We start from the raw sequence: 21,894 nt of genomic DNA, 5'->3' as shown, positions 1-21,894 counted from the left end.
CTTCTCGCTTTCTGAGCAAGAATTCCGCGCAAGGAGTCCGTACCCCATGACGTCCACGGTGCCCAACGCCGTCGAGCACGCCGACGAGCAGCAGCCGCCGATCACCATGTTCGGCCCGGACTTCCCCTACGCGTACGACGACTTCCTCGCCCACCCGGCGGGCCTCGGCCAGGTGCCCGCCACCGAGCACGGCACCGAGGTCGCGGTCATCGGTGGCGGCCTGTCCGGCATCGTCGCCGCCTACGAGCTGATGAAGATGGGCCTCAAGCCCGTCGTCTACGAGGCCGACCAGATCGGCGGCCGGCTGCGCACCGTCGGCTTCGACGGCTGCGACCCGGCGCTGACCGCCGAGATGGGCGCGATGCGCTTCCCGCCGTCCTCCACCGCCCTCCAGCACTACATCGACCTCGTCGGACTCGAGACCCGGCCGTTCCCGAACCCCCTCGCCGAGGCGACCCCGTCGACCGTCGTCGACCTCAAGGGCGAGAGCCACTACGCGGAGACGATCGACGACCTCCCGCAGGTCTACCGCGACGTCGCCGAGGCCTGGAACAAGTGCCTCGAAGAGGGCGCCGACTTCTCCGACATGAACCAGGCGATGCGCGAGCGGGACGTCCCGCGCATCCGGGAGATCTGGTCGCAGCTCGTCGAAAAGCTCGACAACCAGACGTTCTACGGCTTCCTCTGCGACTCCGAGGCGTTCAAGTCCTTCCGGCACCGCGAGATCTTCGGCCAGGTCGGCTTCGGCACCGGCGGCTGGGACACCGACTTCCCCAACTCCATCCTGGAGATCCTGCGGGTCGTCTACACCGAGGCCGACGACCACCACCGCGGCATCGTCGGCGGCTCCCAGCAGCTGCCGCTGCGCCTGTGGGAGCGCGAGCCGGAGAAGATCACGCACTGGGCGTACGGCACCTCGCTCGCCAAGCTGCACGAGAACGGCGAGCCCCGCCCGGCCGTGACCCGGCTGAACCGCACCGCCGGCAACCGGATCACGGTGACCGACGCGAACGGCGACATCCGCACCTACCGGGCGGCGATCTTCACCGCCCAGTCCTGGATGCTGCTGTCGAAGATCGCCTGCGACGACTCGCTGTTCCCGATCGACCACTGGACGGCGATCGAGCGCACCCACTACATGGAGTCCTCCAAGCTCTTCGTCCCCGTCGACCGGCCCTTCTGGCTGGACAAGGACGAGGAGACCGGCCGGGACGTCATGTCGATGACGCTCACCGACCGCATGACCCGCGGCACCTACCTGCTGGACGACGGCCCGGACAAGCCCGCCGTCATCTGCCTGTCGTACACCTGGTGCGACGACAGCCTGAAGTGGCTGCCGCTGTCCGCGAACGAGCGGATGGAGGTCATGCTGAAGTCGCTCGGCGAGATCTATCCCAAGGTCGACATCCGCAAGCACATCATCGGCAACCCGGTGACGGTCTCCTGGGAGAACGAGCCCTACTTCATGGGCGCGTTCAAGGCCAACCTGCCCGGCCACTACCGCTACCAGCGGCGCCTGTTCACCCACTTCATGCAGGACCGGCTGCCCGAGGACAAGCGGGGCATCTTCCTCGCCGGCGACGACATCTCCTGGACGGCCGGCTGGGCCGAGGGCGCCGTCCAGACCGCGCTGAACGCGGTCTGGGGCGTCATGCACCACCTGGGCGGCACCACCGACCCGACCAACCCGGGCCCCGGTGACGTGTACGACGAGATCGCGCCGGTCGAGCTGCCCGAGGACTGAGCCGGGTCCGGCTCAGACACCGGCCGCGCGGGCCTTGTCGTAGACCTGCGCGGCCAGGTCCACGAGTTCCCGGGCGTCGCGCGGCACGCCCAGGAAGTCGATCATGATCTCCTCCAGCCCGATCTCCGCGAACGGGACCAGGTCGGCGACGATCTGGTCGACGCTGCCCTGGAAGGGCCGGCGGTCGGAGCCGTCGTACGTCCGCGGCGTGTACTGCGCGTTGACCCGCAGCACCGTCCGCAGGGGAGCCGTACGGCCCCGCTCGGCCGCCAGGTCCTGGAGCCGGCGCCACTGCTCGGCGAGGGCGCCGGCGTCCATCGCCACCGGCAGCCAGCCGTCGGCGTGGTCCACCAGCCGCCGCTGGGCCTTCGGGCTGGACGCGGCCAGCAGGACCGGGATGGGCCGGGCGGGCTTGGGACCGACCGCGGCGGAGGCGATCGTGGTGGTCTCGCCGTCGTGGGCGACCGGGTCCGGGCCCCACACCGCCCGGCACACCTCCAGCAGCTCGTCCAGGGCCCGGCCACGCTCCGCGAACGGCCGGATGCCGGCGGCCGCGTACTCGTCGACGGACCAGCCGGTGCCGAACCCGGCGACCACCCGGCCGCCGCTCGCCGCGTCCAGCGTGGCGAGCGTCTTGGCGAGCTGGAACGGCACGTGCAGCGGGGCCACCAGCACGCTGGTGCCGAGACTGGCCCGCTCGGTGGCCGCCGCGGCGAGCGTCAGCGTGACCAGCGGGTCGGCGACATGCCGGTAGAACTCGGGCCACGGCAGGCCCTCGATGCCGTACAGCCCCTGGGTCGCGGGTTCGGGGAACAACGCGCGCTCGAACACCCACAGACTCTCGTAGCCGACGCGCTCCGCGGCGCGTGCCACCTCGGGTACGTCGCGGCCGATGTCGTAGTGCCGTGCCTGGGGCAGTCCGAGGCCGAGCCGAATCGCCATGTCCCGTGTGCTCCTTTGCGTGAGCGACGCCGAAGAGGTCATTCAACTTACAACGATTCAATGGGGAGTTGCCTGGTGAGCGTAAAGCGGTTGGCTTGATCAGTCCGGTAGCGGAGTGAGCATCATCCGTCCCGCGAACCCCACCGCCGCGTCCAGCCGCTCGACGAACTCCGCCGTGAGATCGGGCAGTCGGCGCATCGCCCACAGCGCCCGCGCCGCCGCCCACGTCGCGTCCCGGGCCCGGTCCAGGCTCCACGCGCCGAGCAGATGGGTGAGCGGGTCGGCGATCTGCAGCAGATCGGGGCCCGGCATCAGATCCTCGCGGATGCGCTCCTCCAGCGTCACGAGGAGGTCGCCCACGCGGTCGAACTCATCCTCCAGATCGGCCGGTTCGCATCCCAGCGTACGGCAGGCGTCCACGACGGCGAGCGCCAGATCGTGCCCGATGTGCGCGTTGATGCCCGCCAGCGCGAACTGCAGCGGACGTACGCCGGGGTGGCGGCGGAACTGGAACAGCGGCCGCCAGCAGGCCGGCGGGCGGCGCTCCTCGGCGACCGCGTCGACCGCCGCGAGGTACCGCTCCGCGAACCGTACGTCCAGCGTCATCGCGGCCAGCGGGTCCGGGAACCGGCCCGCGTCGATGCGGTGGTCGACCGCCTCGGTCACCGCGAGGTAGACGCGGTTGAAGACCGCAACCCCGTCCCGAGGGGGCAGGGACGCGTCGAGGGCGCGCATCCGGGAGACGACCGCGTCGACGGGAGTGGTGAAGTGTTCCAACTGCGCCATGGGGGCAGCGTCCCAGCCTTACGCTTGCCGCGGTGCCGACGGGCCCGGCGCTTCCCCAGAACGGGGGAACGGGTTCGTCGCACGGGGGAGTGAGCCGTGGGGGAGACGGCGACACGAGGGGGGAAGAGCAGGTGTCAGGCTTACGTGCCCGGCGGCTGGCCGAGCGCAGGGCCGCGCGCAGGCGTGCCGTCCGGCGCAACGCGATGGTGGTGGCCGCCTCGGTCGTGGTCGCGGCCGGCGCGGTGACCGGACTGAGGTCCGCGTTCGACGACCGGCCGCCCGTCGAGGAGGCGACCAGCACCGAGCGGACCCTCTCGCCACGGCCGGACCCGCCGCCGGTCGAGCCGCCGCCGTCGCCGTCCCCGCGGTCGGCGGCACCGTCCGGCTCCGCCTCGCCCTCGTCGTCCTCGACCGGGCCGCCGTCCGAGCGGCGGCCGTCCGCCACCGCGACGCCCCGCGCCACCCGGGAGCAGCACAGCGCCCCGGCGGCCGGGCGGCTCTACCGCCACCCCGACTCCCACGTCCTCGACTGGGTGCGCGCCAACCCCGACGACCCGCGCCGCGACGTGATCCGGCAGCGCATCGCCGATCAGCCCGCCTCGGTGTGGTTCGCCGACTTCACACCATCCACGATCACCTCACGGGTCGCGGCGGTCACCTCCGGCGCCGCCGCCGAGGGCCGGGTGCCGGTGCTGGTGCCGTACGCGATCCCGGACCGCGACTGCGGCGGCCACTCACAGGGCGGGGCCCCCGGCCTCGCCGCCTACGACGCGTGGATCGACCGGTTCGCCGCCGGGCTGGGCTCCGGCGAGGTCATCGTCATCCTGGAGCCCGACGCGGTCGCCCAGGCCGACTGCCTCTCCGCCGCGGACCGCGCCGCCAGGTTCGCCTCGCTGGCCCGCGCGGGACGGGTGCTCAAGAAGGCGAACCCCGAGGCCCGCGTCTACCACGACGCCGGGCACTCCGGCTGGCGCCCTGCCGCCGAACAGGCCGGACTGCTGCGCCAGGCGGGCGCCGCCTCGGCCGCCTCCTCCGACGGCGTCTTCAGCAACGTCTCCAACTTCCACCGCACGGCCGACGAGATCGCCTACGACCGGCGGGTGCTGGACGCCCTCGGCGGCCCGGCGGGCCTGGGCGCGGTCATCGACACCAGCAGGAACGGCAACGGCGCCCCGGCCGACGGCCAGTGGTGCGACCCGGCGGGCCGCAGACTCGGCCGCGCCCCGACCCTGAACACCGGTGAGGAGCGCATCGACGCCTACCTGTGGGTGAAGCTGCCGGGGGAGTCGGACGGCTGCAAGGGGGCGCCGGGCACGTTCACCCCGTCGTACGCCTACGACCTGGCGCGCTGAGAGACGGCTACGACGACTTGGTGTCCTCGGTGTCGTAGCTGGACGTGCCCTCGTCCAGCAGGGGCTCCTGCGCCTTGAGGTGGGCGGGGGCGAAGGCGCCCAGCGCGTGGTAGCCGGTGATGACGACCAGGGTGCCCAGCGCGATCCCGCTGAGCGAGAAGTTGTCGGTGATCTCCAGGGAGACGTTGCCGACGCCGATGATGATGCCCGCCGCGGCCGGCACCAGGTTCAGCGGGTTGCGCAGATCCACCTTGGCGTTGATCCAGATCTGCGCGCCGAGCAGGCCGATCATGCCGTACAGGATGACGGTGATGCCGCCGAGCACGCCGCCCGGGATGGCGGCCACGACCGCGCCGAACTTGGGGCAGACGCCGAACAGCAGGGCGAACGCGGCGGCGGCCCAGTAGGCGGCGGTGGAGTAGACGCGGGTCGCGGCCATCACGCCGATGTTCTCGGAGTACGTGGTGGTGGGCGGGCCGCCGAACGCGGTGGACAGCATGGAGCCGACGCCGTCGGCGGAGATCGCCGTGCCGAGCTTGTCGTCCAGCCGCTCGCCGGTCATCTCGCCGACCGCCTTGACGTGCCCGGCGTTCTCCGCGACCAGGGCGATCACGACGGGCAGCGCGACCAGGACCGCCGACCACTCGAAGGACGGGCCGTGGAAGGAGGGCAGACCGATCCAGTCGGCCTGGCCGACGGCGGAGAAGTCCAGCCGCCAGTGGTCGGTGACCTTGCCGCTGCCGTCCACGGAGTGGATCTTGCCGAAGACCAGGTCGAAGACCCAGGAGATGCCGTAGCCGAAGACCAGGCCGAGGAAGATCGCGATCCGGGACCAGAAACCGCGCAGGCACACTACGGCCAGACCGGTGAACAGCATCACCAGCAGCGCCGTCCACTGGTCCTGCGGCCAGTACGTGGAGGCGGTCACGGGGGCCAGGTTGAAGCCGATCAGCATGACCACCGCGCCGGTGACGATCGGCGGCATCACCGCGTGGATGATCCGCGCCCCGAACCGCTGCACGGCGAGGCCGACCAGGAACAGCGCGACCCCGACGACGAAGACGGCGCCGGTCACCGTGGCGCTGGTGCCGCCCTGGGCGCGGATCACCGCGGCGACGCCCACGAAGGACAGCGAGCAGCCCAGGTAGCTGGGCACCCGGCCGCGCGTGGCCAGCAGGAACACGATCGTCGCGACGCCCGACATCATGATCGCGAGGTTCGGGTCGAGACCCATCAGGACCGGGGCCACGAAGGACGCGCCGAACATGGCCACCACGTGCTGGGCGCCGAGTCCGGCCGTACGCGGCCAGGAGAGCCGTTCGTCGGGGTGGACGACGGCTCCGGGGGCCGGAGAGCGTCCGTCGCCGTGCAGTTTCCAGCGGACGCCGAGATCCATGGGGTGTCGCTTTCGTCGTGCGGGCAGCTTCGTCCGGACCATTGTCAGGGGTGGACGGGGGTGCTTCGCACATCTGAGCGCCTGCTCGGGGTGGGACGAAGCCGCTGGCGGCCGGCTGAAAGCGGGCGCTTAGGATGATCGCGCCCCGGCACTTCATGTACTGGGCACCTATCCCGTACGTCCCTGGAGCCCCGCCCATGACCACCGCCGAAGCCCCGGCCGCCCCCGCCCTGCCGTACGGCCGGCTGATCCCCGTCACCGTCCACTTCGACGACCTCGACGCGCTCGGGCTGCTGCACAACGCCCGCTACCCGGTCCTGGTCGAGCGCGCCTGGACCGAGCTGTGGCAGGAGCACGGGGTGACCTTCGAGGGCGACTGGGCCGCCGCCGGCGACGCCTGCAACGCCGTCAGGGAACTGCGGATCAGCTACGAGGCGCCGGTGACCAGGCCGGGCGGCTACGCCGTCCACCTCTGGCTGGACCGGCTCGGCACCACGGGCCTCACCTACGGGTTCCGGTTCTGCTCGGCCGACGGGACGGTGACCTACGCCCAGGGCAGCCGGGTGCTGGTCCGATTGGACGCCGGCACCATGCGCCCGGCCCCCTGGAGCGAGCGGTTCAGGGCCGCGGGCCGGGAACTGCTGCGTCCGCAGCGCTGACCTTCGGGCGGCCCCGGTCACCGGACCGCAGCACGCCGGCGAAGACGGCGAGCCCGCAGGACAGCACGGTGACCAGCCCGAACGACACCACCAGGCTGGTCAGCTGGGCGAGCCCGCCGATCGCGCTCGGGGCGACCAGCCCCGAGGTGTAGGTGATCGTGGCGACGCCCGCGATGGCCAGGCTGGGGTTCGAGCCGCTGCGGCCCGCCGCCGCGAAGCACAGCGGCACCACCACGGCGATGCCCAGCCCCATCAGGGCGAACCCGGACATCGCCACCGCCGGATGCCCGCCGACGACGATCAGCAGACCGCCGAGGGTCGCCAGCACGCCGCCCCAGCGGACCGTCCGCACCGCGCCGAAACGGTCCACCACCTTGTCGCCCGCGATCCGGGCGACCGCCATGGTGAACGTGAACCCGGTCGTGCAGGCCGCCGCGAGACCGGCCGAGGTGCCCAGCTCGTCACGGAGATACACCGCCGACCAGTCCAGGCTCGCCCCCTCCGCGAACACCGCGCAGAACCCGACCGCGCCGATCAGCACCGCCGAGCGGGGCGGCAGCGCGAACCGGGGCGGCGGCTCCTCGTCCTCGGCGGGCTGGAGGTCCAGCACCCAGCCGCAGGCCACCAGGCCGGCCACGGTCAGCACACCGGCCGCCAGCGTGTGGTGCAGCCGGGCGTCGGAGCCGAGGTGCGCGGCGAGCGTGCCGGCCGCCGAGCCCAGCAGGGCGCCCGCGCTCCACATGCCGTGCAGGCCGGACATGATCGACCGGTCGAGGCGGTTCTCCACCTCCACGCCCAGGGCGTTCATCGCCACGTCCGACATGCCGGCCGTGGCGCCGTAGACGAACAGGGCCAGACAGAGCGTGGCCAGGTTCGGGGCGAGGGCGGGCAGGGTCAGCGACAGCGTCCACAGCGCCAGCAGCCCGCGCAGGGCCGTACGGGCGCCGAAGCGGTGGCTGAACCAGCCCGCGAGCGGCATCGCCACGGACGCGCCGAGCGCGGGGAAGGCGAGGGCGAGGCCGAGCTGGCCCGCGCTCACACCGGCGTGGTCCTGGATCCACGGCACCCGGGTCGCGAACGAGCCGGTGACCGCCCCGTGCACGGTGAACACGGCGGCCACGGCGTAACGGGCGCGCCGCACGACGCGTTGCTCGTAGACCACTTCACTCATTGTCGGGCCCCTCCCCGGGCGTGTTCGCGCCATCCGCGCCGTGCCGCCGCCGCCCTTCGCGGGGGCGCCGTTTCTGCGGCCGTAAACTATCAGGAAGCCTGCCTGATAGATAGGGCGTATTCTCATGACCGCCCGCAGCGCGGGCCCGACCGTCTGGGAGGATCCCGGCATGCCCGCATCCCCGAGCACCGCCCGGGCCATCAACGACCGGCTCGCCCTGCGCCTGCTCCAGCAGGAGGGCCCGTTGACGGCGGGGCAGTTGAAACAGCTGACCGGACTGTCCCGGCCGTCCGTCGCCGACCTCGTCGAACGCCTCACCGCCGCCGGACTCGTCGCCGTGGTCGGTGAGGCGGGCGAGCAGCGGCGCGGCCCCAACGCCAGGCTGTACGGCATCGTCGCCGACCGCGCCCACCTCGCCGCGCTCGACGTGCGCACCGAGAGCGTCAGCGTGGTCGTCTCCGACCTGCTCGGCCGGGTGCTCGCCGAGGCGTCCGTGCCGATCGGCGACGGCACCGGGACCGGGCCCGCGGTGGAACAGGCGGTCGCCCTCGTCGAGCGGGTCGCCAAGGAGGCCGGCGCGGACCGGCTGCACACCGTCGGGATCGGCGCGCCCGGACTGATCGACCCCGCGACCGGCGAGCTGCGCGACTCGACCGGCCTGCCCGCCTGGCACCGCCGCCTCGTCGCCGCGCTCCAGGAACGGCTCCCCGAGGCCCGCGTCATCGTCGAGAACGAGACCAACCTCGCGGCCCTGGCCGAACAGCGCGACGGCGCCGCCCGAGACCGCGACACCTTCGTCCTGCTCTGGCTCGGCCACGGCACCGGCGCGGCGGTCGTCCTCGACGGCAACCTCCGCCGCGGCGCCTCCGGCGGCACCGGCGAGATCGGCTTCCTGCCGGTACCGGGGACGAGCGGCCTGCCGTCGGCGACGGACTGCGAGGGCGGCTTCCACTCCCTGGCGGGCGCGTCGGCCATCGAGAGCCTCGCGCTGCGGCACGGGCTGACCGCGCCCCACGCGGGCGCCGGCCCGTGGGCGGCGGAGCTGGTGGGAGCGGCGGTGCGCGGGCTCGGGGGCGGGCCGGGCTTCGGCCCCGGGCCGGGCTCCGGGGGCGCGGCGGGTGTCGGGTCCGGCCCCGGCTCCGGGGATACGGCGAGCCCCGGCTCCGGCCGAGGCGCCGAGGGGGTGGCGGGAGCCGGGCGGGGTTCGGGCTCCGAGGGTTCGGCCGGTGCCGGGGCGGATTCCGTGAGTGGCGCCGGGGGCGATCCGGGAGCCGCGAACGGAGTGGTGCCCGGTCCCGGCCGGGGCGCCGGGAACGCGGTGGGAGCCGGGCCCCGCGCGGCGGGCCTGCCGGCGAGTGCGTCGGTCGGCGGTCGGGGTCAGGCCGGGGCGCCGGGTTCCCCGGCAACTGCGCCGACGGCCGTCGGGGGAGGCGAGGCCGGTGATCCCGGCGCCGGTGCGGGCGGTCCCTCGGACCCCGGGGCTCGTTTTCTCGACGCCCTCGCCGACCGGATCGCCGTCGGGGTCGCCTCCGTCGCCGCTGTGCTGGATCCGGGCTGTGTGGTGCTCGGGGGCGAGATCGGGCAGGCCGGGGGAGCGGAGCTGGCCGCTCGGGTTCAGGCGCGGGTCCGGCGGATGTCGCCGCTGGCGACCGAGGTGCGGACGAGTGTCCTCGGCGGCGGCGCGGTGCTGCGCGGCGCGCTGCTGACCGCGCGGGACCGCGCCCAGGACGAGCTGTTCACACCGCCGGAGAGATGACCGTACGGGCCGGCCGGCCTACCGGCCGCTCCCGAAGCGGGCCGCCAGGTACTCCTCGAACGTGCCCTTGCCCACCGCCCGTCCGGGCGTGAGATGGCCGCCCGCGCGGAAGGCGCGGTACGCGGAGCCCCACAGCGGCACCCGCAGCAGCCGTCGCCGGCGCCCCGTCGCCGCCAGGTACGCCCGGGCCAGGGACTCCAGCGACCGCACCTCGGGTCCGCCCATGTCCGGGACCCGCCCGGCCGGTCCGCCGAGGGCGAGTTCCGCCAGCCGGTCGGCGACCTCCGCCACCGCGATCGGCTGGTCCGGCACCCCGGCCGGCAGCGCCATCACCGGCGGCTTGGCGAGCGCCTGGAACACCTGGACCAGCAGATCGTGGAACTGGGTCGCCCGCAGCACGGTCCAGCCGATCCCCGACTCCTCGACCAGCCGCTCGACGGCGAGCTTGGACCGGTAGTAGCCGTACGGCACCCGGTCGACGCCGACGATCGAGATGTAGAGCAGATGGCCGACGCCCGCCCGCCGGGCCGCCGCGATCAGGTGACCGGCCGCCTGTTCGTCGCCGCCGCGCGGGGAGCTCGCGCAGTGCACGACCGTGTCCACTCCCGCCAGCGCCGCGTCCAGCGCGCCACCGCCCGCCCGCAGGTCGACGGCGTACGGCTGGGCGTGCCGGCTGAGCACCCGCACCTCGTGTCCGTCCGCCCGCAGCCGCTCCGTGACGAGCCGGCCGAGGGTTCCGGTACCGCCGGTCACCAGGATCGTGGTCATGCTGTCGGTCCCTTCACGCGGGGCGCTCCCGGCCGGAACGCCTCCGCATTGGAGACCGGGCAGCCCCCGCGGAATGTGACAACCGCCTACCGGTGAGCGAGCTGGCGCCCTACGAAGGCCAGTTTGTCCGGGTTGACCACGGCCCACGCCTCGGTGATCAGTCCGTCCGCGGACTCGAAGGACACCACGGCGACCAGCGTCCCGTCCGCCCACGCGGCGAGCGCGCTCCCGCCGTTGACCTCGACGAGCGTGTAGGTGAACCCGGCCGCGAACCGCTGCGAGCCGCCCGCGAGGAAGCGCAGCACCTTCTCGCGGCCCTCGAGCGGCCGCCGGGCCGCGGAGACCTTGCCCCCGCCGTCGCTCCACCAGGTCACGTCGGCGGAGAGCAGCTTCTCCAGGCCGCCCAGATCGCCCTCGCGCGCGGCGGTGAGGAAGGACGCGACCAGCTCCCGCTGCCGCTCGGGTTCCGGTTCGAACCGGCGTTCCCGCGCCGCGACCCGCCGTACCGCCCGCCGGTACAGCTGCCGGCAGTTCGCCTCGCCCAGCTCCAGCACCTCGGCGATCTCCCGGTGGCCGTATCCGAACGCCTCCCGCAGCACGTACACCGCCCGTTCGGCCGGCGTGAGCCGTTCCAGCAGCACCAGCAGTGCCATGGACACGGCGTCCCGCTGTTCGGCCGACTCCAGTGGCCCGAGGGTGCCGTCGGCGGTGCCCACGGGTTCCGGCAGCCAGGGCCCGGCGTACTGCTCGCGCCGGGCCCTGGCGGACGTCAGCCGGTTGAGGCAGAGATTGGTGACGACCTTGGCGAGCCAGGCCCCCGGCTGTTCGATCCGCGCGCGGTCGGTGCCGCTGAAGCGCAGATAGGCGTCCTGGACGGCGTCCTCGGCCTCGTCGGCGGAGCCGAGCAGACGGTAGGCCAGCCCGAACAGCCGGCCCCGGTGGAGTTCGAACTCGTCGGCGATCGCGCTCGTCATGACGATCACCCTGCCAGAGCGGTACGCCGCGCGGCGCTCCGGCAGGGTGGTGCGGGGTGGCTCTGGTGAGACCCGGCGGCGGGCAAGGGCCGTCGTCACCGCCGCCGGGCCCGTCCGTCCGGGATCAGCAGGCGCCCAGGTCCTGCCAGACCCCCCATTCGCCGGTGGTGCCGGGCTCCTCGCCCTTCGTCCACCACTTGGCCTTCCACGTGTGGGACTTGTGGGACACCGTCGAGCCGCCGCCGTACTCCGAGCCGGCGTTCCACGCCGGGGCGGTGCAGGCGCCGGGCGTCGGGGTCGGTGTCGGGGTCGGGTTCGTCGGGTCCGGCGTGGGCGTGGTGCCCGAGCCCGGCTCCACGACCGTGGTGCCACGGGCCAGGTTCCCGGCGAGCGCGTACGTCGTGCCGGCGATGTTCACCGTCCAGTTCCACGGGGTGGACACCGGCAGGTAATAGTTGAACGACAGCTCCACGGACGCGCCGGGCGCCAGCGACTGCCAGGCCGGCAGCTTCAGCGAGACGCGGTGGAAGTCGCCCTTCAGCCCGCCGACGTTGTTCCCGGTGTGGTCGCTGCTGATCACCTTGGTGCCGAAGCCCGACTGGTCGGAGGCGTTGGCCGGGGCCGCGGTGGAGTAGTCGAACTGGAACTCCGTACCGCCCGGCAGCGTCGTCTTCGTGTTGTTGGTGATCTTCACCTTGGGCGTGATCGGGTAGTTGGAGTCGCCGAGCTTGAACTCCCCGAACTCCACGCCGATGTCGACGGCCTTGGCGGGCAGCTCCTTGTTCGAGACCTTCGCGCCGTACGGGGCGGCCGACTTGAACTTGTCGTACATCAGCGAGGTGAGCGTGGAGCCGGGCTCGTACTGGCCCTTGGCCGCGTTCCAGCCGTAGTCGCCCGCCAGCTCCCAGATCATCGTGCCGCCGATGCCGCGGTCCACGACGTAGTCGGCCTTGGCGGCCACCGACTGCTCGTCCTCGGTGGAGAGGAACACCTTCTTCTCGGCGTTCCACAGCCACGGCGCGACCAGGGTGGAGTCGTACTTGCGGGCGTAGGTGCCGGTGAGCCGGGTGTCGGCGGGGAAGCCGTACTTCGTCAGGTAGTCCCCGACGATGCCCTTCTCCAGGTTCTTCGCGTGCCACATCGGGTTGGAGCCGGCCGGGGACTCCTTGCCGTTGTCGTCCTTGTCGTGCCACAGGTTGTCGATGCCGACCGCGCCGTCACCGCACTTGGTCAGGCCGGAGCCGGCCGGGCAGGTGGTGGCGGCGGCCTTGCCCCACAGGCCGTCCGTGCCGCCCTGGACGTTCTTGAAGCCGCGCGTGTAGTAGGGCAGGCCGATGTTGATCCGGCCGGCCGGCATGGAGCCGCGGAAGTAGTGGTACGCCCAGTCGGTGTTCAGGTAGCCGATGCCGCCGTACTGCTGGCTGCCGTAGACGTTCGCCGCCGCGAGTTCCGCGTCCTTGCCGTCGTCGAAGAGGGAGGCGTTCGGGCCGACGTACTCGTTCCAGGCGCCGTGCAGGTCGTACGACATGATGTTGACGTAGTCCAGGTACTTCTGGACCTGGAAGGTCTCCATGCCGCGCAGCAGGTAGCCGGACGAGGGGGCCGCCACCGTCAGCAGGTAGTGCCTGCCGTCCGCGGCGCCCGCGCGGTCCAGCTTCTCCCGCAGGGTCTTCATCAGCGCCGCGTAGCCCTTGACCAGACCCGCGCGGCGGGCGTTGGCGAAGGACCAGTCGAGCGGGTTGCCCGCGTCCTTCATGGTGGTCGGGTACTCGTAGTCGATGTCGACGCCGTTGAAGCCGTACTTGCGGATGAAGGCGACCGCCGAGTCGGCGAAGGTGTCGATGCCGGCCTGGTTGACCGAGCCGTCGGCGTTGGTGGCCATCGAGTAGAACCCGCCGGAGTTCACGCGCTTGCCGCTGTCGTCGAAGTAGCCGCCGGTCTCGGCCCAGCCGCCCACGGAGACCAGCGTCTTGACGTTCGGGTGCTGCTTCTTGAACTTGCTCAGCAGGTTGAAGTGGCCCTTGTAGGAGAACTCCGGGTCCATCTCCGCGCCACTGACCCCCGGCCAGGTCATGCCGGTGGCCGCGTTCGTGGGGCCGTCCGCGCCGACGGAGATCTTGTTGCCGCCGTCGATGTGGGCGAAGGCGTAGTTGAGATGGGTGACCTTGTCCCACGGGATGTCCGAGGCCAGGTACGCGGGCGTGCCGTCCTTGCCGGTACGCCAGCCGGTGAAGTAGCCGATCACCCGGCGCTGGTGGTCGGCGCCCATCTTCTCCCGGCCGTCGGCGTCGTAGACGGAGCAGTAGGGGACGTCGACGCCGGGGGTCTTGTAGAGGCCGTCGGGGCGACAGGACTCCTGGTCGGCGGCGTGCGAGACGGTCGCCGGGAGGCCGGCGAGCAGCAGACCCGCGACGGCCCCGGCGGCCGCGAGCAGGGCGGGTCTGGCCCGGTGACGTGAGGGGGACAGCACAGTCGGTTCCTCTCCACGGAAGTTGCGCAGACCCTAGAGAGGACTAGACCAGTGAGTCAATAGGTATGGACCAATCTGAAGTGCGGGTGAGAACGGGGGAGTTGGCGTTACCGGAAACGCTCGGAATGTCCATACGGGCGCGCTGTGAGCCACCCCACACCGCTCGCCCGTATGGACGTCGATCGGGCGTGGCAAACTGGCCCTGTACCAGTAGCAGCGCACTCCGGGGTCGGTGAAAGTCCGAACCGGCGGTTACAGTCCGCGACCCGGTCGCCTCCAGCGGCCGGTTGACCAGGTGAAATTCCTGGACCGACGGTTAAAGTCCGGATGGGAGGCAGTGCGCGGCGGGCGGGCATTCGTGCGCGCCGCCGTATTGGCTCGTCCCTTTCGGGACGGGTTTTTGTCGGCGTCGCTCCCGGTGTCGTCGCCCGTACTTTCTGTCGTCATCGACAGCCCCGGAGTCCGTGCCCGAAGAGGCAGGAGGACCCGGGAAGTGTTCACCGGAATCGTCGAAGAGCTGGGCGAGGTCACCGCCGTCGAGAACCTCGACGACGCCTGTCGCTTCCGCCTGCGCGGCCCCGTCGTCACCGAGGGCGCCAAGCACGGCGACTCCATCGCCGTCAACGGCGTCTGCCTCACGGTCGTCGACCACGAGGGCGACGAGTTCACCGCCGACGTCATGGCCGAGACCCTGAAGCGCTCCAGCCTGGGCGTCCTCACCGTCGGCTCCCGCGTCAACCTCGAGCGGCCCACCGCCGTCGGCGCCCGCCTCGGCGGCCACATCGTGCAGGGCCACGTCGACGGCACCGGCACGGTCCTCGAACGCACCCCCTCCGAGAACTGGGAGATCGTGAAGATCTCCCTCCCCGCCGACCTCGCCCGCTACGTCGTCGAGAAGGGCTCCATCACCGTCGACGGCATCAGCCTCACCGTGGTGGAAGCCGGCCCCGACTACTTCACCGTCAGCCTCATCCCGACCACCCTCGCCCTGACCACGCTCGGCCACAAGCGGCCCGGCGACCCGGTCAACCTCGAGGTGGACGTGATCGCCAAGTACGTCGAGCGCCTGCTCGGCAGCCGGGGGGCCGACCGGTGAACTGGCTCAACTCCGAGGCGTTCACCCTCTTCGGCCAGCACATCATCTGGTCCGACATGGTGGGCAACATCCTCGGCCTCATCACCCTCGCCCTCGGCTGGCGGCGCTCCCTGTGGACCTGGCCGGTGCAGTTCCTCTCCGGCCTCGTCCTCTTCGGCGCCTTCTTCGGCCACCTGACCGGCAGCGCCGGCAAGCAGGCCGTCGTCATGGCCGTCGCGCTGTACGGCTGGTGGCAGTGGAGCCGCGGGCGCAGCCGGACCGAGGACGGCCGCGTCTCCGTCCGGTTCGCCACCTGGCGCGAGCGCGGCGCGATGGCGGCCGCCGCCGCCCTCGGCACCGTCGCGGTCGCCCTGCTCTTCACGGCCTACCCCAGCCTGTCCTGGGACCCCTGGCCGGACGCCTACATCTTCGTCGGCACCATCGTCGCCATGTACGCGCAGGCGCGCGGCATGGTCGAGTTCTGGTTCGCCTGGCTGCTCGTCGACCTGGTCGGCGTTCCCCTCAACTTCGCCAACGGCTACGCCTTCTCCGGCTTCGTCTACGTCATCTACGGCGCACTCGTCCTGTGGGGCATGCGCGACTGGTGGCGGCGGTCCCGCCGGGCCGGGCAGCCCGTCCTGGAAGGAGCCCCGGCATGACCACGGCACCTCTGCTGTACAGCACCGACGGCATCGAGGACTACGCCCTCGACCCGATCGAACAGGCCATCGCCGACATCGCGGCCGGCCGCCCGGTCGTGGTCGTCGACGACGAGGACCGCGAGAACGAGGGCGACCTCGTCATCGCCGCCGAGAAGGCCACCCCCGAGATCGTCGCCTTCATGATGAGCGAGTGCCGCGGTCTGATCTGCGCCCCCATGGAGGGCGACGAACTGGAGCGGCTCCAGCTCCCGCAGATGGTCGCGGACAACACCGAGTCGATGAAGACCGCGTTCACCATCTCCGTCGACGCCTCCGGCGCGCACGGCGTGACCACCGGCATCTCCGCCTCCGACCGCGCCACCACCCTCCAGCTGCTGGCGAGCGGCGCCGCCCAGGCCGACGACTTCGTCCGCCCGGGCCACATCTTCCCGCTCCGCGCCAAGCCCGGCGGCGTGCTCGCGCGCAACGGCCACACCGAGGCCGCCGTCGACCTCGCCCGGCTCGCGGGCCTGCGCCCGGCCGGCGCCATCGTCGAGATCGCCGGCGAGGACGGCAGCATGCTGCGGCTGCCCGAACTGATCCCGTTCGCCCGCAAGCACGGCCTGACGATCATCTCCATCGAGGACCTGATCGCCTACCGCCGCAGCGCCGAGCCCACCGTCCGCCGCGAGGCCGAGGTCCACCTGCCGACCCGGCACGGCACCTTCACGGCGTACGGCTACCGCTCCACCGTCGACGGCGTCGAGCACGTCGCCCTCGTCCACGGCGAGCTGGGCGACGGCGAGGACGTCCTGGTCCGCATGCACTCCGAATGCCTCACCGGCGACGTCTTCCACTCCCTGCGCTGCGACTGCGGCCCCCAGCTGGAGGCCTCCCTGGAGCGCATCCAGGCCGCCGGCCGGGGCGTGGTCGTCTACCTGCGCGGACACGAGGGCCGCGGCATCGGCCTGCTGTCCAAGCTGCGCGCCTACGAACTCCAGGAACGCGGCCACGACACCCTCGACGCCAACCTGGAGCTGGGCCTGCCCGCCGACGCCCGCGACTACGGGGCCGGCGCCCAGATCCTCGAGGACCTCGGCGTGCGCAGCGTCCGTCTGATGACCAACAACCCCGAGAAGGCCGACGCGCTCGTCCGGCACGGCATCGAGGTCACCGAGCGCGAGCCGATGCCCGTGACCGCGGGCGAGCACAACCTCCGCTACCTGCGCACCAAGCGGGACCGGATGGGCCACGACCTGCCCTGGCTGGACGCTCCCGCGACCACCTGCGGCAACCAGTAGAACGAACCCGAACGACACCGAGGAGAGGCGAGAACGTGAGCGGCAAGGGCGCACCGGAGCTGTCCGTACGCAATGTGGGTGACCTGCGGGTCGCCGTCATCGCGGCGCAGTGGCACGAGAAGGTGATGGACGGACTGGTGGACGGCGCGCTGCGCGCCCTGCACGACCTGGGCATCGACGAGCCGACCCTGCTGCGGGTCCCCGGCAGCTGGGAGCTCCCGGTCGTCGCCAAGGTGCTCGCCGGCCGCGGCTACGACGCGATCGTCGCCCTCGGCGTCGTCATCCGCGGCGGCACCCCGCACTTCGACTACGTGTGCCAGGGCGTCACCCAGGGCCTCACCCAGGTCTCCGTCGACACCGGTGTCCCCGTCGGCTTCGGCGTGCTCACCTGCGACACCGAGGAGCAGGCCCTGGACCGGGCCGGGCTGGAGGGCTCCAACGAGGACAAGGGACACGAGGCGGTGACCGCGGCGGTCGCCACGGCGGCGACCCTGCGTTCAGTATCCGAACCCTGGCGCTGAGGGGTGCCGGTCAGCGCGTAGGGTTAGGACCACCATGTCCAAGAAGACGTTCGAGGAGCTCTTCACCGAGCTCCAGCAGAAGGCCGCCCACGGCGACCCCGCCACTTCCCGCACCGCAGAGCTGGTCGGCAAGGGCGTCCATGCCATCGGCAAGAAGGTCGTCGAGGAGGCCGCCGAGGTCTGGATGGCCGCCGAGTACGAGGGCAAGGAGGCGGCCGCCGAGGAGATCTCGCAGCTGCTGTACCACGTCCAGGTGATGATGGTCGCCCGGGGGATCTCCCTCGACGACGTCTACGCCCACCTGTAAGCACATCCCGCACAGTCCCCGCCACACCCCACGCAAAGGAAGCCGACCTCATGCTGCGCATCGCCGTTCCCAACAAGGGTTCACTCTCCGGCCCTGCGGCGGAGATGCTGCATGAGGCCGGCTACCAGCAGCGCCGCGAGTCCAAGGAACTGCGGATCGTCGACCCGGAGAACGAGGTCGAGTTCTTCTACCTCCGCCCCCGCGACATCGCGATCTACGTCTCCTCCGGCCGCCTCGACATCGGCATCACCGGCCGCGACCTGCTGATCGACTCCGGCGCCAGCGCCGAGGAGATCCTGCCGCTCGGCTTCGCCCGCTCCACCTTCCGCTACGCCACCAAGCCGGGCACGGCGAACGGCGTCGCGGACCTCAGCGGTATGACGGTCGCCACCTCCTACGAGGGGATCGTCGCCAAGCACCTCGCCGACAACGGCATCGACGCCTCGGTCGTCCACCTCGACGGCGCCGTCGAGACCGCCATCGAACTCGGCGTGGCCGAGGTCATCGCGGACGTCGTCGAGACCGGCACCTCGCTGCGCAACGCCGGCCTGGAGGTCATCGGCGAGCCGATCATGAAGTCCGAGGCCGTCGTCGTCCGCCGGGTCGGCGCCGACGCCGAGGAGGAGAAGGTGCAGCAGTTCCTGCGCCGCCTCCAGGGCGTCCTGGTCGCCCGCACCTACGTGATGATGGACTACGACTGCCGGGTCGAGCAGCTGGAGAAGGCCGTCGCCCTCACCCCGGGCCTGGAATCGCCCACCATCTCGCCGCTGCACAACGAGGGCTGGGTCGCCGTCCGCGCGATGGTGCCCGCCAAGGACGCGCAGCGGATCATGGACGACCTGTACTCCATCGGGGCGCGGGCCATCCTGACGACCGCCATCCACGCCTGCCGGCTCTGAGAAGGGGCTGCGCACGATGTCGGCACCGGCACCCCTGCCCGACCTCCCCGTCACCTTCCGGCCGACCCGCACCCGGGCCGTCCTGCTCACCGCGGCCGGCGCGATCTTCGTGACCGTGTCGCTGGTCGCACTGCTCCTGGACCGGCTCAGCCCGGCCGAGAAGCTGAGCTTCGTCTTCACCGCCGCCCTGCTGGCCTGGGTGCTGCTGCGACTGGCACGACCCAAGGTCGTCGCCGAGGAATCCGGTGTGACGATCGTCAACTTCGGCAGTGTCCGCCGTCTGGAGTGGGCCGAGATCGTCCAGGTGAACCTGCGGGTCGGCGACCCCTGGGTGTTCCTCGACCTCAGCGACGGCACCAGCCTGCCCGCCATCGGCATCCAGCCGGGCATCGCCAAGGAGCAGGCCATCGCCCAGACCCGCACCCTGAGGGCCCTGGTGGAGGCCCGTACCGGGGAACATCGGGGCTGACTCGGGGGCGGTTCGGGGGTGCTCACCCTGCCGCACCGGCCCCTGTCTTGATTAATCTGTGAGGCGGAGGCGTTTTCCGATGAGCCTCCGCCCCTGTCGTGCCGCCCGGCGCACAGGGGCTCCTGCTACCCGAGGAGTGACCCTCTCCGGCGATGGACGGATCGTCCTGTAGTACCTGCGCCGCCCCCTGCCGACATAGCGCGGACCGACTCCACGAGGTCCGCGTCCGTGCGGAGGCGGCGGCATCATGACCACCCCCCTGCTGCTCCTCGCAGCCGCGTTCCTGCTGATCCTCGCCAACGGCTTCTTCGTCGCGGCCGAGTTCGGCCTGGTGACGGTCGAGCGCCCGGAGGCCGAGAAGGCCGCCGCCGAGGGCGACCGACGGGCCCTTCGGGTCGTCGCCTCCCTCAAGGAGCTGTCCTTCCAGCTCTCCGGCACCCAGCTCGGCATCACCATCACCTCCCTGGTCGTCGGCATGCTCGCCGAACCCGCCCTCGCCCGGCTGCTCGACGGCCCGCTCACGGCCGTCGGCATCCCCGAGGCCGCGGTGTCCGGCGTGGCCGTGGTCGTCGGCATGCTGCTCGCCTCCGCCGTGCAGATGGTCGTCGGCGAGCTGGTGCCCAAGAACTGGGCGGTGTCCCGCCCGATGCAGGTCGCGCGCTTCGTCGCCGGCCCGCAGCACGCCTTCGCCCGCCTGTTCCGCCCGGTGATCGCCGGGCTCAACGGCGTCGCCAACCGCCTCGTCCGCGCCATCGGCTTCGAACCCGCCGAGGAGCTGGCCTCCGCCCGCACCCCGGGCGAGCTCGTCTCGCTGGCCCGGCACTCGGCGCGGGCCGGCGCCCTGGAGCAGGACACCGCGGACCTCTTCGTCCGCACCCTGTCGCTGGGCGAGCTGACCGCGCAGCATGTGATGACCCCGCGCGTGAGGGTCAGCGCGCTCCAGTCGTCGGCGACCGCCGAGGACGTGGTCAACCTGACCCGGGCCACCGGCCTGTCCCGCTTCCCCGTCTACCGGGAGCGGATCGACGAGGTCGTCGGCATGGTCCACCTCAAGGACGCCCTCGCGGTCCCCGCCCACGAACGGCTGCGCACCCCCGTGTCGCGGATCGCCAGGCCGGCCCTGCTCGTCCCCGAGACCCTGCCCGTCCGGCCGCTGCTGGCCCGGCTGCGCAGCGAGCAGCCGATCGCGGTCGTCGTCGACGAGTACGGCGGCACGGCCGGCGTCGTCACCCTGGAGGACATCGTCGAGGAGATCGTCGGCGAGGTCCGCGACGAGCACGACGACGTGCTCGACGACGTACCCGAACTCGCCCCCGCCCCGCCCGAGGACGGCAGGCCCGCCTGGGACGTCGACGGCAGCTGCCGGGTCGACACCCTGGCCCGGATAGGCCTCGACGTGCCCGAAGGACCGTACGAGACGGTCGCCGGACTCGTCGCAGACCTGCTCGGCCGGATCCCGGCCGTCGGCGACCGCGCGGAACTGCCCGGCTGGCGGCTCGCCGTCCGCCAGGTCGGCCACTACCGCGCGGAGCGGGTCCGCCTGGTGCGCACGGCCCCCGTGATGGAGGCCGCCCGATGAGCGTCCTGCAACTGCTGTTCGCGGCGCTGCTCGTGCTCGCCAACGGCTTCTTCGTCGGTGCCGAGTTCGCGCTGGTCTCGGTGCGCCGCAGCCAGATCGAACCGCTCGGCACCGCCCGCGCCCGTCAGGTGCTGTACGGCCTGGAGCGGCTGCCGCAGATGATGGCGGCCGCCCAGTTCGGCATCACCGTCTGCTCGCTGACGCTGGGCGCGGTCGCCGAGCCGACGGTCGCGCATCTGCTGGAGCCGGTCTTCGAGTGGATCCACCTGCCGCACGCGATGATCCACCCGCTGGGCTACGTCATCGCCCTGGCCACCGTCGTCTTCTTCCACCTCGTCATCGGCGAGATGGTCCCGAAGAACCTGGCGATGGCCGCGCCGGAGAAGGCCGCGCTGTGGCTCAGCCCCGGACTGGTCGCGTTCGCCCGGGTGTGCCGCCCGATCACCGCAGCCCTCGGCGCCTGCGCCCAGGGCGTGCTGCGGCTCTTCCGGGTCGAGCCCAAGGACGAGGTGGAGGCCGTCTTCACCAGCGAACAGCTCAACCGGCTGGTGGAGGACTCCGGCCAGGCCGGACTGCTCGACCCCGAGGAGGCCGAACGCCTGGAGGACGCCCTGGAACTGGGCTCCCGCCCGGTGACGGACGTCCTGCTGAAGCGGGAGTCGCTGGTGACGGTGCCCCCGTCGGTCACACCGGGACGGATCGTCGAGCTGACCGCGCGGACCGGGTACTCCCGCTTCCCCGTGGCCACGGACGGCGGCGCCTTCATGGGCTATCTGCACGTGAAGGACGTCCTCGACCTGGAAGACTCCGACCGTGCGGTGCCGCAGCAGCTGTGGCGCCCGATGACGACCCTTCGCCCCGAGCTGCCCCTCGACGACGCGCTGACGGTGATGCGCCGCGCCGCCACCCACCTCGCCCAGGTGGCCGACGCCTCCGGCCGGGTGCTGGGGCTGGTGGCGCTGGAGGACGTGCTGGAACTGCTGGTCGGCGAGGTGCGGGACCCGGCGCACCGGGAGACCCGACCGCCCTCCGTGTCCGAGCCCCGCTCGGGTGAGGAGGTCGAGCAGGCGCTGGCGAGCTGACC

19 protein-coding genes, 1 pseudogene and 1 riboswitch are annotated in these 21,894 nt (G+C 72.2%); of the genes and pseudogenes, 13 read left to right on the top strand and 7 right to left on the bottom strand.

Annotated features, from left to right (window positions below; genetic code table 11):
• The first annotated feature begins 46 nt into the window (after positions 1 to 46).
• A complete protein-coding gene (locus AMK31_RS19665; RefSeq protein ID WP_073941886.1) occupies positions 47 to 1,744 on the top strand; it encodes a flavin monoamine oxidase family protein in 1,698 nt (565 codons plus the stop codon).
• Positions 1,745 to 1,756: 12 nt separating this feature from the next.
• Here AMK31_RS19665 and AMK31_RS19660 read toward each other — a convergent pair whose 3' ends face one another.
• Complete coding sequence (locus tag AMK31_RS19660; RefSeq protein ID WP_073941885.1) at positions 1,757 to 2,686, bottom strand: LLM class F420-dependent oxidoreductase; 930 nt, start codon at positions 2,684 to 2,686, stop codon at positions 1,757 to 1,759.
• 99 nt (positions 2,687 to 2,785) lie between these two features.
• Positions 2,786 to 3,472, bottom strand: coding sequence for a DUF5995 family protein (locus tag AMK31_RS19655; RefSeq protein ID WP_073941884.1), 687 nt, complete (start codon positions 3,470 to 3,472; stop codon positions 2,786 to 2,788).
• A gap of 203 nt (positions 3,473 to 3,675) precedes the next feature.
• Here AMK31_RS19655 and AMK31_RS19650 point away from each other — a divergent pair, with 203 nt between their 5' ends.
• The gene (locus AMK31_RS19650) at positions 3,676 to 4,824 is read left to right on the top strand and encodes a glycoside hydrolase family 6 protein (protein WP_073941883.1); all 1,149 of its coding nucleotides are present in this window, start codon (positions 3,676 to 3,678) and stop codon (positions 4,822 to 4,824) included.
• Between the two features lie 7 nt (positions 4,825 to 4,831).
• On the opposite strand, the gene AMK31_RS19645 is transcribed toward AMK31_RS19650, so the two are convergent.
• The gene (locus AMK31_RS19645; RefSeq protein WP_073941882.1) at positions 4,832 to 6,220 is read right to left on the bottom strand and encodes a uracil-xanthine permease family protein; all 1,389 of its coding nucleotides are present in this window, start codon (positions 6,218 to 6,220) and stop codon (positions 4,832 to 4,834) included.
• A 197-nt stretch (positions 6,221 to 6,417) separates the two neighbouring features.
• Between AMK31_RS19645 and AMK31_RS19640 the strand changes: the two genes are divergently transcribed.
• Complete coding sequence (locus tag AMK31_RS19640) at positions 6,418 to 6,879, top strand: acyl-CoA thioesterase (RefSeq protein WP_073941881.1); 462 nt, start codon at positions 6,418 to 6,420, stop codon at positions 6,877 to 6,879.
• Here the strand turns inward: AMK31_RS19640 and AMK31_RS19635 are convergent.
• Positions 6,839 to 8,050, bottom strand: coding sequence for an MFS transporter (locus tag AMK31_RS19635; protein ID WP_073941880.1), 1,212 nt, complete (start codon positions 8,048 to 8,050; stop codon positions 6,839 to 6,841). The two genes, AMK31_RS19640 and AMK31_RS19635, sit on opposite strands and share 41 nt — an antisense overlap.
• 169 nt (positions 8,051 to 8,219) lie before the next feature.
• Between AMK31_RS19635 and AMK31_RS42425 the strand changes: the two are divergent.
• A pseudogene (locus AMK31_RS42425) lies at positions 8,220 to 9,107 on the top strand (ROK family transcriptional regulator); the annotation flags it as partial.
• Positions 9,108 to 9,824: 717 nt separating this feature from the next.
• On the opposite strand, the gene AMK31_RS19625 reads toward AMK31_RS42425, so the two are convergent.
• The 3 genes from AMK31_RS19625 to AMK31_RS19615 all read right to left on the bottom strand — a co-directional run bounded on the left by AMK31_RS19625 (position 9,825) and on the right by AMK31_RS19615 (position 14,018).
• Complete coding sequence (locus tag AMK31_RS19625) at positions 9,825 to 10,574, bottom strand: SDR family oxidoreductase (RefSeq protein WP_073941879.1); 750 nt, start codon at positions 10,572 to 10,574, stop codon at positions 9,825 to 9,827.
• An 86-nt stretch (positions 10,575 to 10,660) separates the two neighbouring features.
• A complete protein-coding gene (locus AMK31_RS19620) occupies positions 10,661 to 11,548 on the bottom strand; it encodes an RNA polymerase sigma-70 factor (protein WP_073942410.1) in 888 nt (295 codons plus the stop codon).
• 124 nt (positions 11,549 to 11,672) lie between these two features.
• Positions 11,673 to 14,018, bottom strand: a complete 2,346-nt coding sequence (locus AMK31_RS19615; protein WP_073941878.1) for a chitinase C-terminal domain-containing protein — start codon at positions 14,016 to 14,018, stop codon at positions 11,673 to 11,675.
• A 214-nt stretch (positions 14,019 to 14,232) separates the two neighbouring features.
• A riboswitch (FMN riboswitch) is annotated at positions 14,233 to 14,363 on the top strand.
• A gap of 148 nt (positions 14,364 to 14,511) precedes the next feature.
• On the opposite strand from AMK31_RS19615, the gene AMK31_RS19610 reads away from it, so the two are divergent.
• The 9 genes from AMK31_RS19610 to AMK31_RS19570 all read left to right on the top strand — a co-directional run bounded on the left by AMK31_RS19610 (position 14,512) and on the right by AMK31_RS19570 (position 21,892).
• Entirely contained in the window at positions 14,512 to 15,114 is a 603-nt protein-coding gene (locus tag AMK31_RS19610; protein WP_073941877.1) for a riboflavin synthase, read from the top strand.
• Complete coding sequence (locus AMK31_RS19605) at positions 15,111 to 15,752, top strand: nicotinamide mononucleotide transporter family protein (RefSeq protein ID WP_073941876.1); 642 nt, start codon at positions 15,111 to 15,113, stop codon at positions 15,750 to 15,752. Before AMK31_RS19610 ends, AMK31_RS19605 begins: the two co-directional genes overlap by 4 nt.
• Positions 15,749 to 17,035, top strand: coding sequence for a bifunctional 3,4-dihydroxy-2-butanone-4-phosphate synthase/GTP cyclohydrolase II (locus AMK31_RS19600; protein WP_073941875.1), 1,287 nt, complete (start codon positions 15,749 to 15,751; stop codon positions 17,033 to 17,035). Before AMK31_RS19605 ends, AMK31_RS19600 begins: the two co-directional genes overlap by 4 nt.
• 35 nt (positions 17,036 to 17,070) lie before the next feature.
• Complete coding sequence (ribH, locus tag AMK31_RS19595) at positions 17,071 to 17,556, top strand: 6,7-dimethyl-8-ribityllumazine synthase (protein WP_030247057.1); 486 nt, start codon at positions 17,071 to 17,073, stop codon at positions 17,554 to 17,556.
• 34 nt (positions 17,557 to 17,590) lie between these two features.
• Positions 17,591 to 17,863 (top strand): phosphoribosyl-ATP diphosphatase, encoded by a 273-nt coding sequence (locus AMK31_RS19590; RefSeq protein ID WP_023552153.1) that lies wholly within the window; start codon positions 17,591 to 17,593, stop codon positions 17,861 to 17,863.
• A gap of 50 nt (positions 17,864 to 17,913) precedes the next feature.
• The gene (gene hisG / locus AMK31_RS19585; RefSeq protein WP_073941874.1) at positions 17,914 to 18,762 is read left to right on the top strand and encodes an ATP phosphoribosyltransferase; all 849 of its coding nucleotides are present in this window, start codon (positions 17,914 to 17,916) and stop codon (positions 18,760 to 18,762) included.
• Between the two features lie 16 nt (positions 18,763 to 18,778).
• Positions 18,779 to 19,231, top strand: coding sequence for a PH domain-containing protein (locus tag AMK31_RS19580; protein ID WP_073941873.1), 453 nt, complete (start codon positions 18,779 to 18,781; stop codon positions 19,229 to 19,231).
• 247 nt (positions 19,232 to 19,478) lie between these two features.
• Positions 19,479 to 20,810 carry a hemolysin family protein gene (locus AMK31_RS19575; protein WP_073941872.1) on the top strand — a complete coding sequence of 444 codons (1,332 nt, stop codon included), beginning with the start codon at positions 19,479 to 19,481 and terminating at the stop codon, positions 20,808 to 20,810.
• Entirely contained in the window at positions 20,807 to 21,892 is a 1,086-nt protein-coding gene (locus AMK31_RS19570) for a hemolysin family protein (RefSeq protein WP_073941871.1), read from the top strand. Before AMK31_RS19575 ends, AMK31_RS19570 begins: the two co-directional genes overlap by 4 nt.
• Positions 21,893 to 21,894: the final 2 nt, after the last annotated feature.

Source organism: Streptomyces sp. TSRI0107, assembly GCF_001905845.1.
GTDB lineage: Bacteria > Actinomycetota > Actinomycetes > Streptomycetales > Streptomycetaceae > Streptomyces.
This window is presented reverse-complemented; position numbering and strand designations above follow the sequence as displayed.

Coding starts and splice junctions, on each gene's coding strand:
- AMK31_RS19665 (WP_073941886.1), top strand. CDS start 47: ATGACGTCCACGGTGCCCAACGCCGTCGAGCACGCCGACGAGCAGCAG.
- AMK31_RS19660 (WP_073941885.1), bottom strand. CDS start 2,686: ATGGCGATTCGGCTCGGCCTCGGACTGCCCCAGGCACGGCACTACGAC.
- AMK31_RS19655 (WP_073941884.1), bottom strand. CDS start 3,472: ATGGCGCAGTTGGAACACTTCACCACTCCCGTCGACGCGGTCGTCTCC.
- AMK31_RS19650 (WP_073941883.1), top strand. CDS start 3,676: ATGGTGGTGGCCGCCTCGGTCGTGGTCGCGGCCGGCGCGGTGACCGGA.
- AMK31_RS19645 (WP_073941882.1), bottom strand. CDS start 6,220: ATGGATCTCGGCGTCCGCTGGAAACTGCACGGCGACGGACGCTCTCCG.
- AMK31_RS19640 (WP_073941881.1), top strand. CDS start 6,418: ATGACCACCGCCGAAGCCCCGGCCGCCCCCGCCCTGCCGTACGGCCGG.
- AMK31_RS19635 (WP_073941880.1), bottom strand. CDS start 8,050: ATGAGTGAAGTGGTCTACGAGCAACGCGTCGTGCGGCGCGCCCGTTAC.
- AMK31_RS19625 (WP_073941879.1), bottom strand. CDS start 10,574: ATGACCACGATCCTGGTGACCGGCGGTACCGGAACCCTCGGCCGGCTC.
- AMK31_RS19620 (WP_073942410.1), bottom strand. CDS start 11,548: ATGACGAGCGCGATCGCCGACGAGTTCGAACTCCACCGGGGCCGGCTG.
- AMK31_RS19600 (WP_073941875.1), top strand. CDS start 15,749: ATGACCACGGCACCTCTGCTGTACAGCACCGACGGCATCGAGGACTAC.
- AMK31_RS19590 (WP_023552153.1), top strand. CDS start 17,591: ATGTCCAAGAAGACGTTCGAGGAGCTCTTCACCGAGCTCCAGCAGAAG.
- hisG (WP_073941874.1), top strand. CDS start 17,914: ATGCTGCGCATCGCCGTTCCCAACAAGGGTTCACTCTCCGGCCCTGCG.
- AMK31_RS19580 (WP_073941873.1), top strand. CDS start 18,779: ATGTCGGCACCGGCACCCCTGCCCGACCTCCCCGTCACCTTCCGGCCG.
- AMK31_RS19575 (WP_073941872.1), top strand. CDS start 19,479: ATGACCACCCCCCTGCTGCTCCTCGCAGCCGCGTTCCTGCTGATCCTC.
- AMK31_RS19570 (WP_073941871.1), top strand. CDS start 20,807: ATGAGCGTCCTGCAACTGCTGTTCGCGGCGCTGCTCGTGCTCGCCAAC.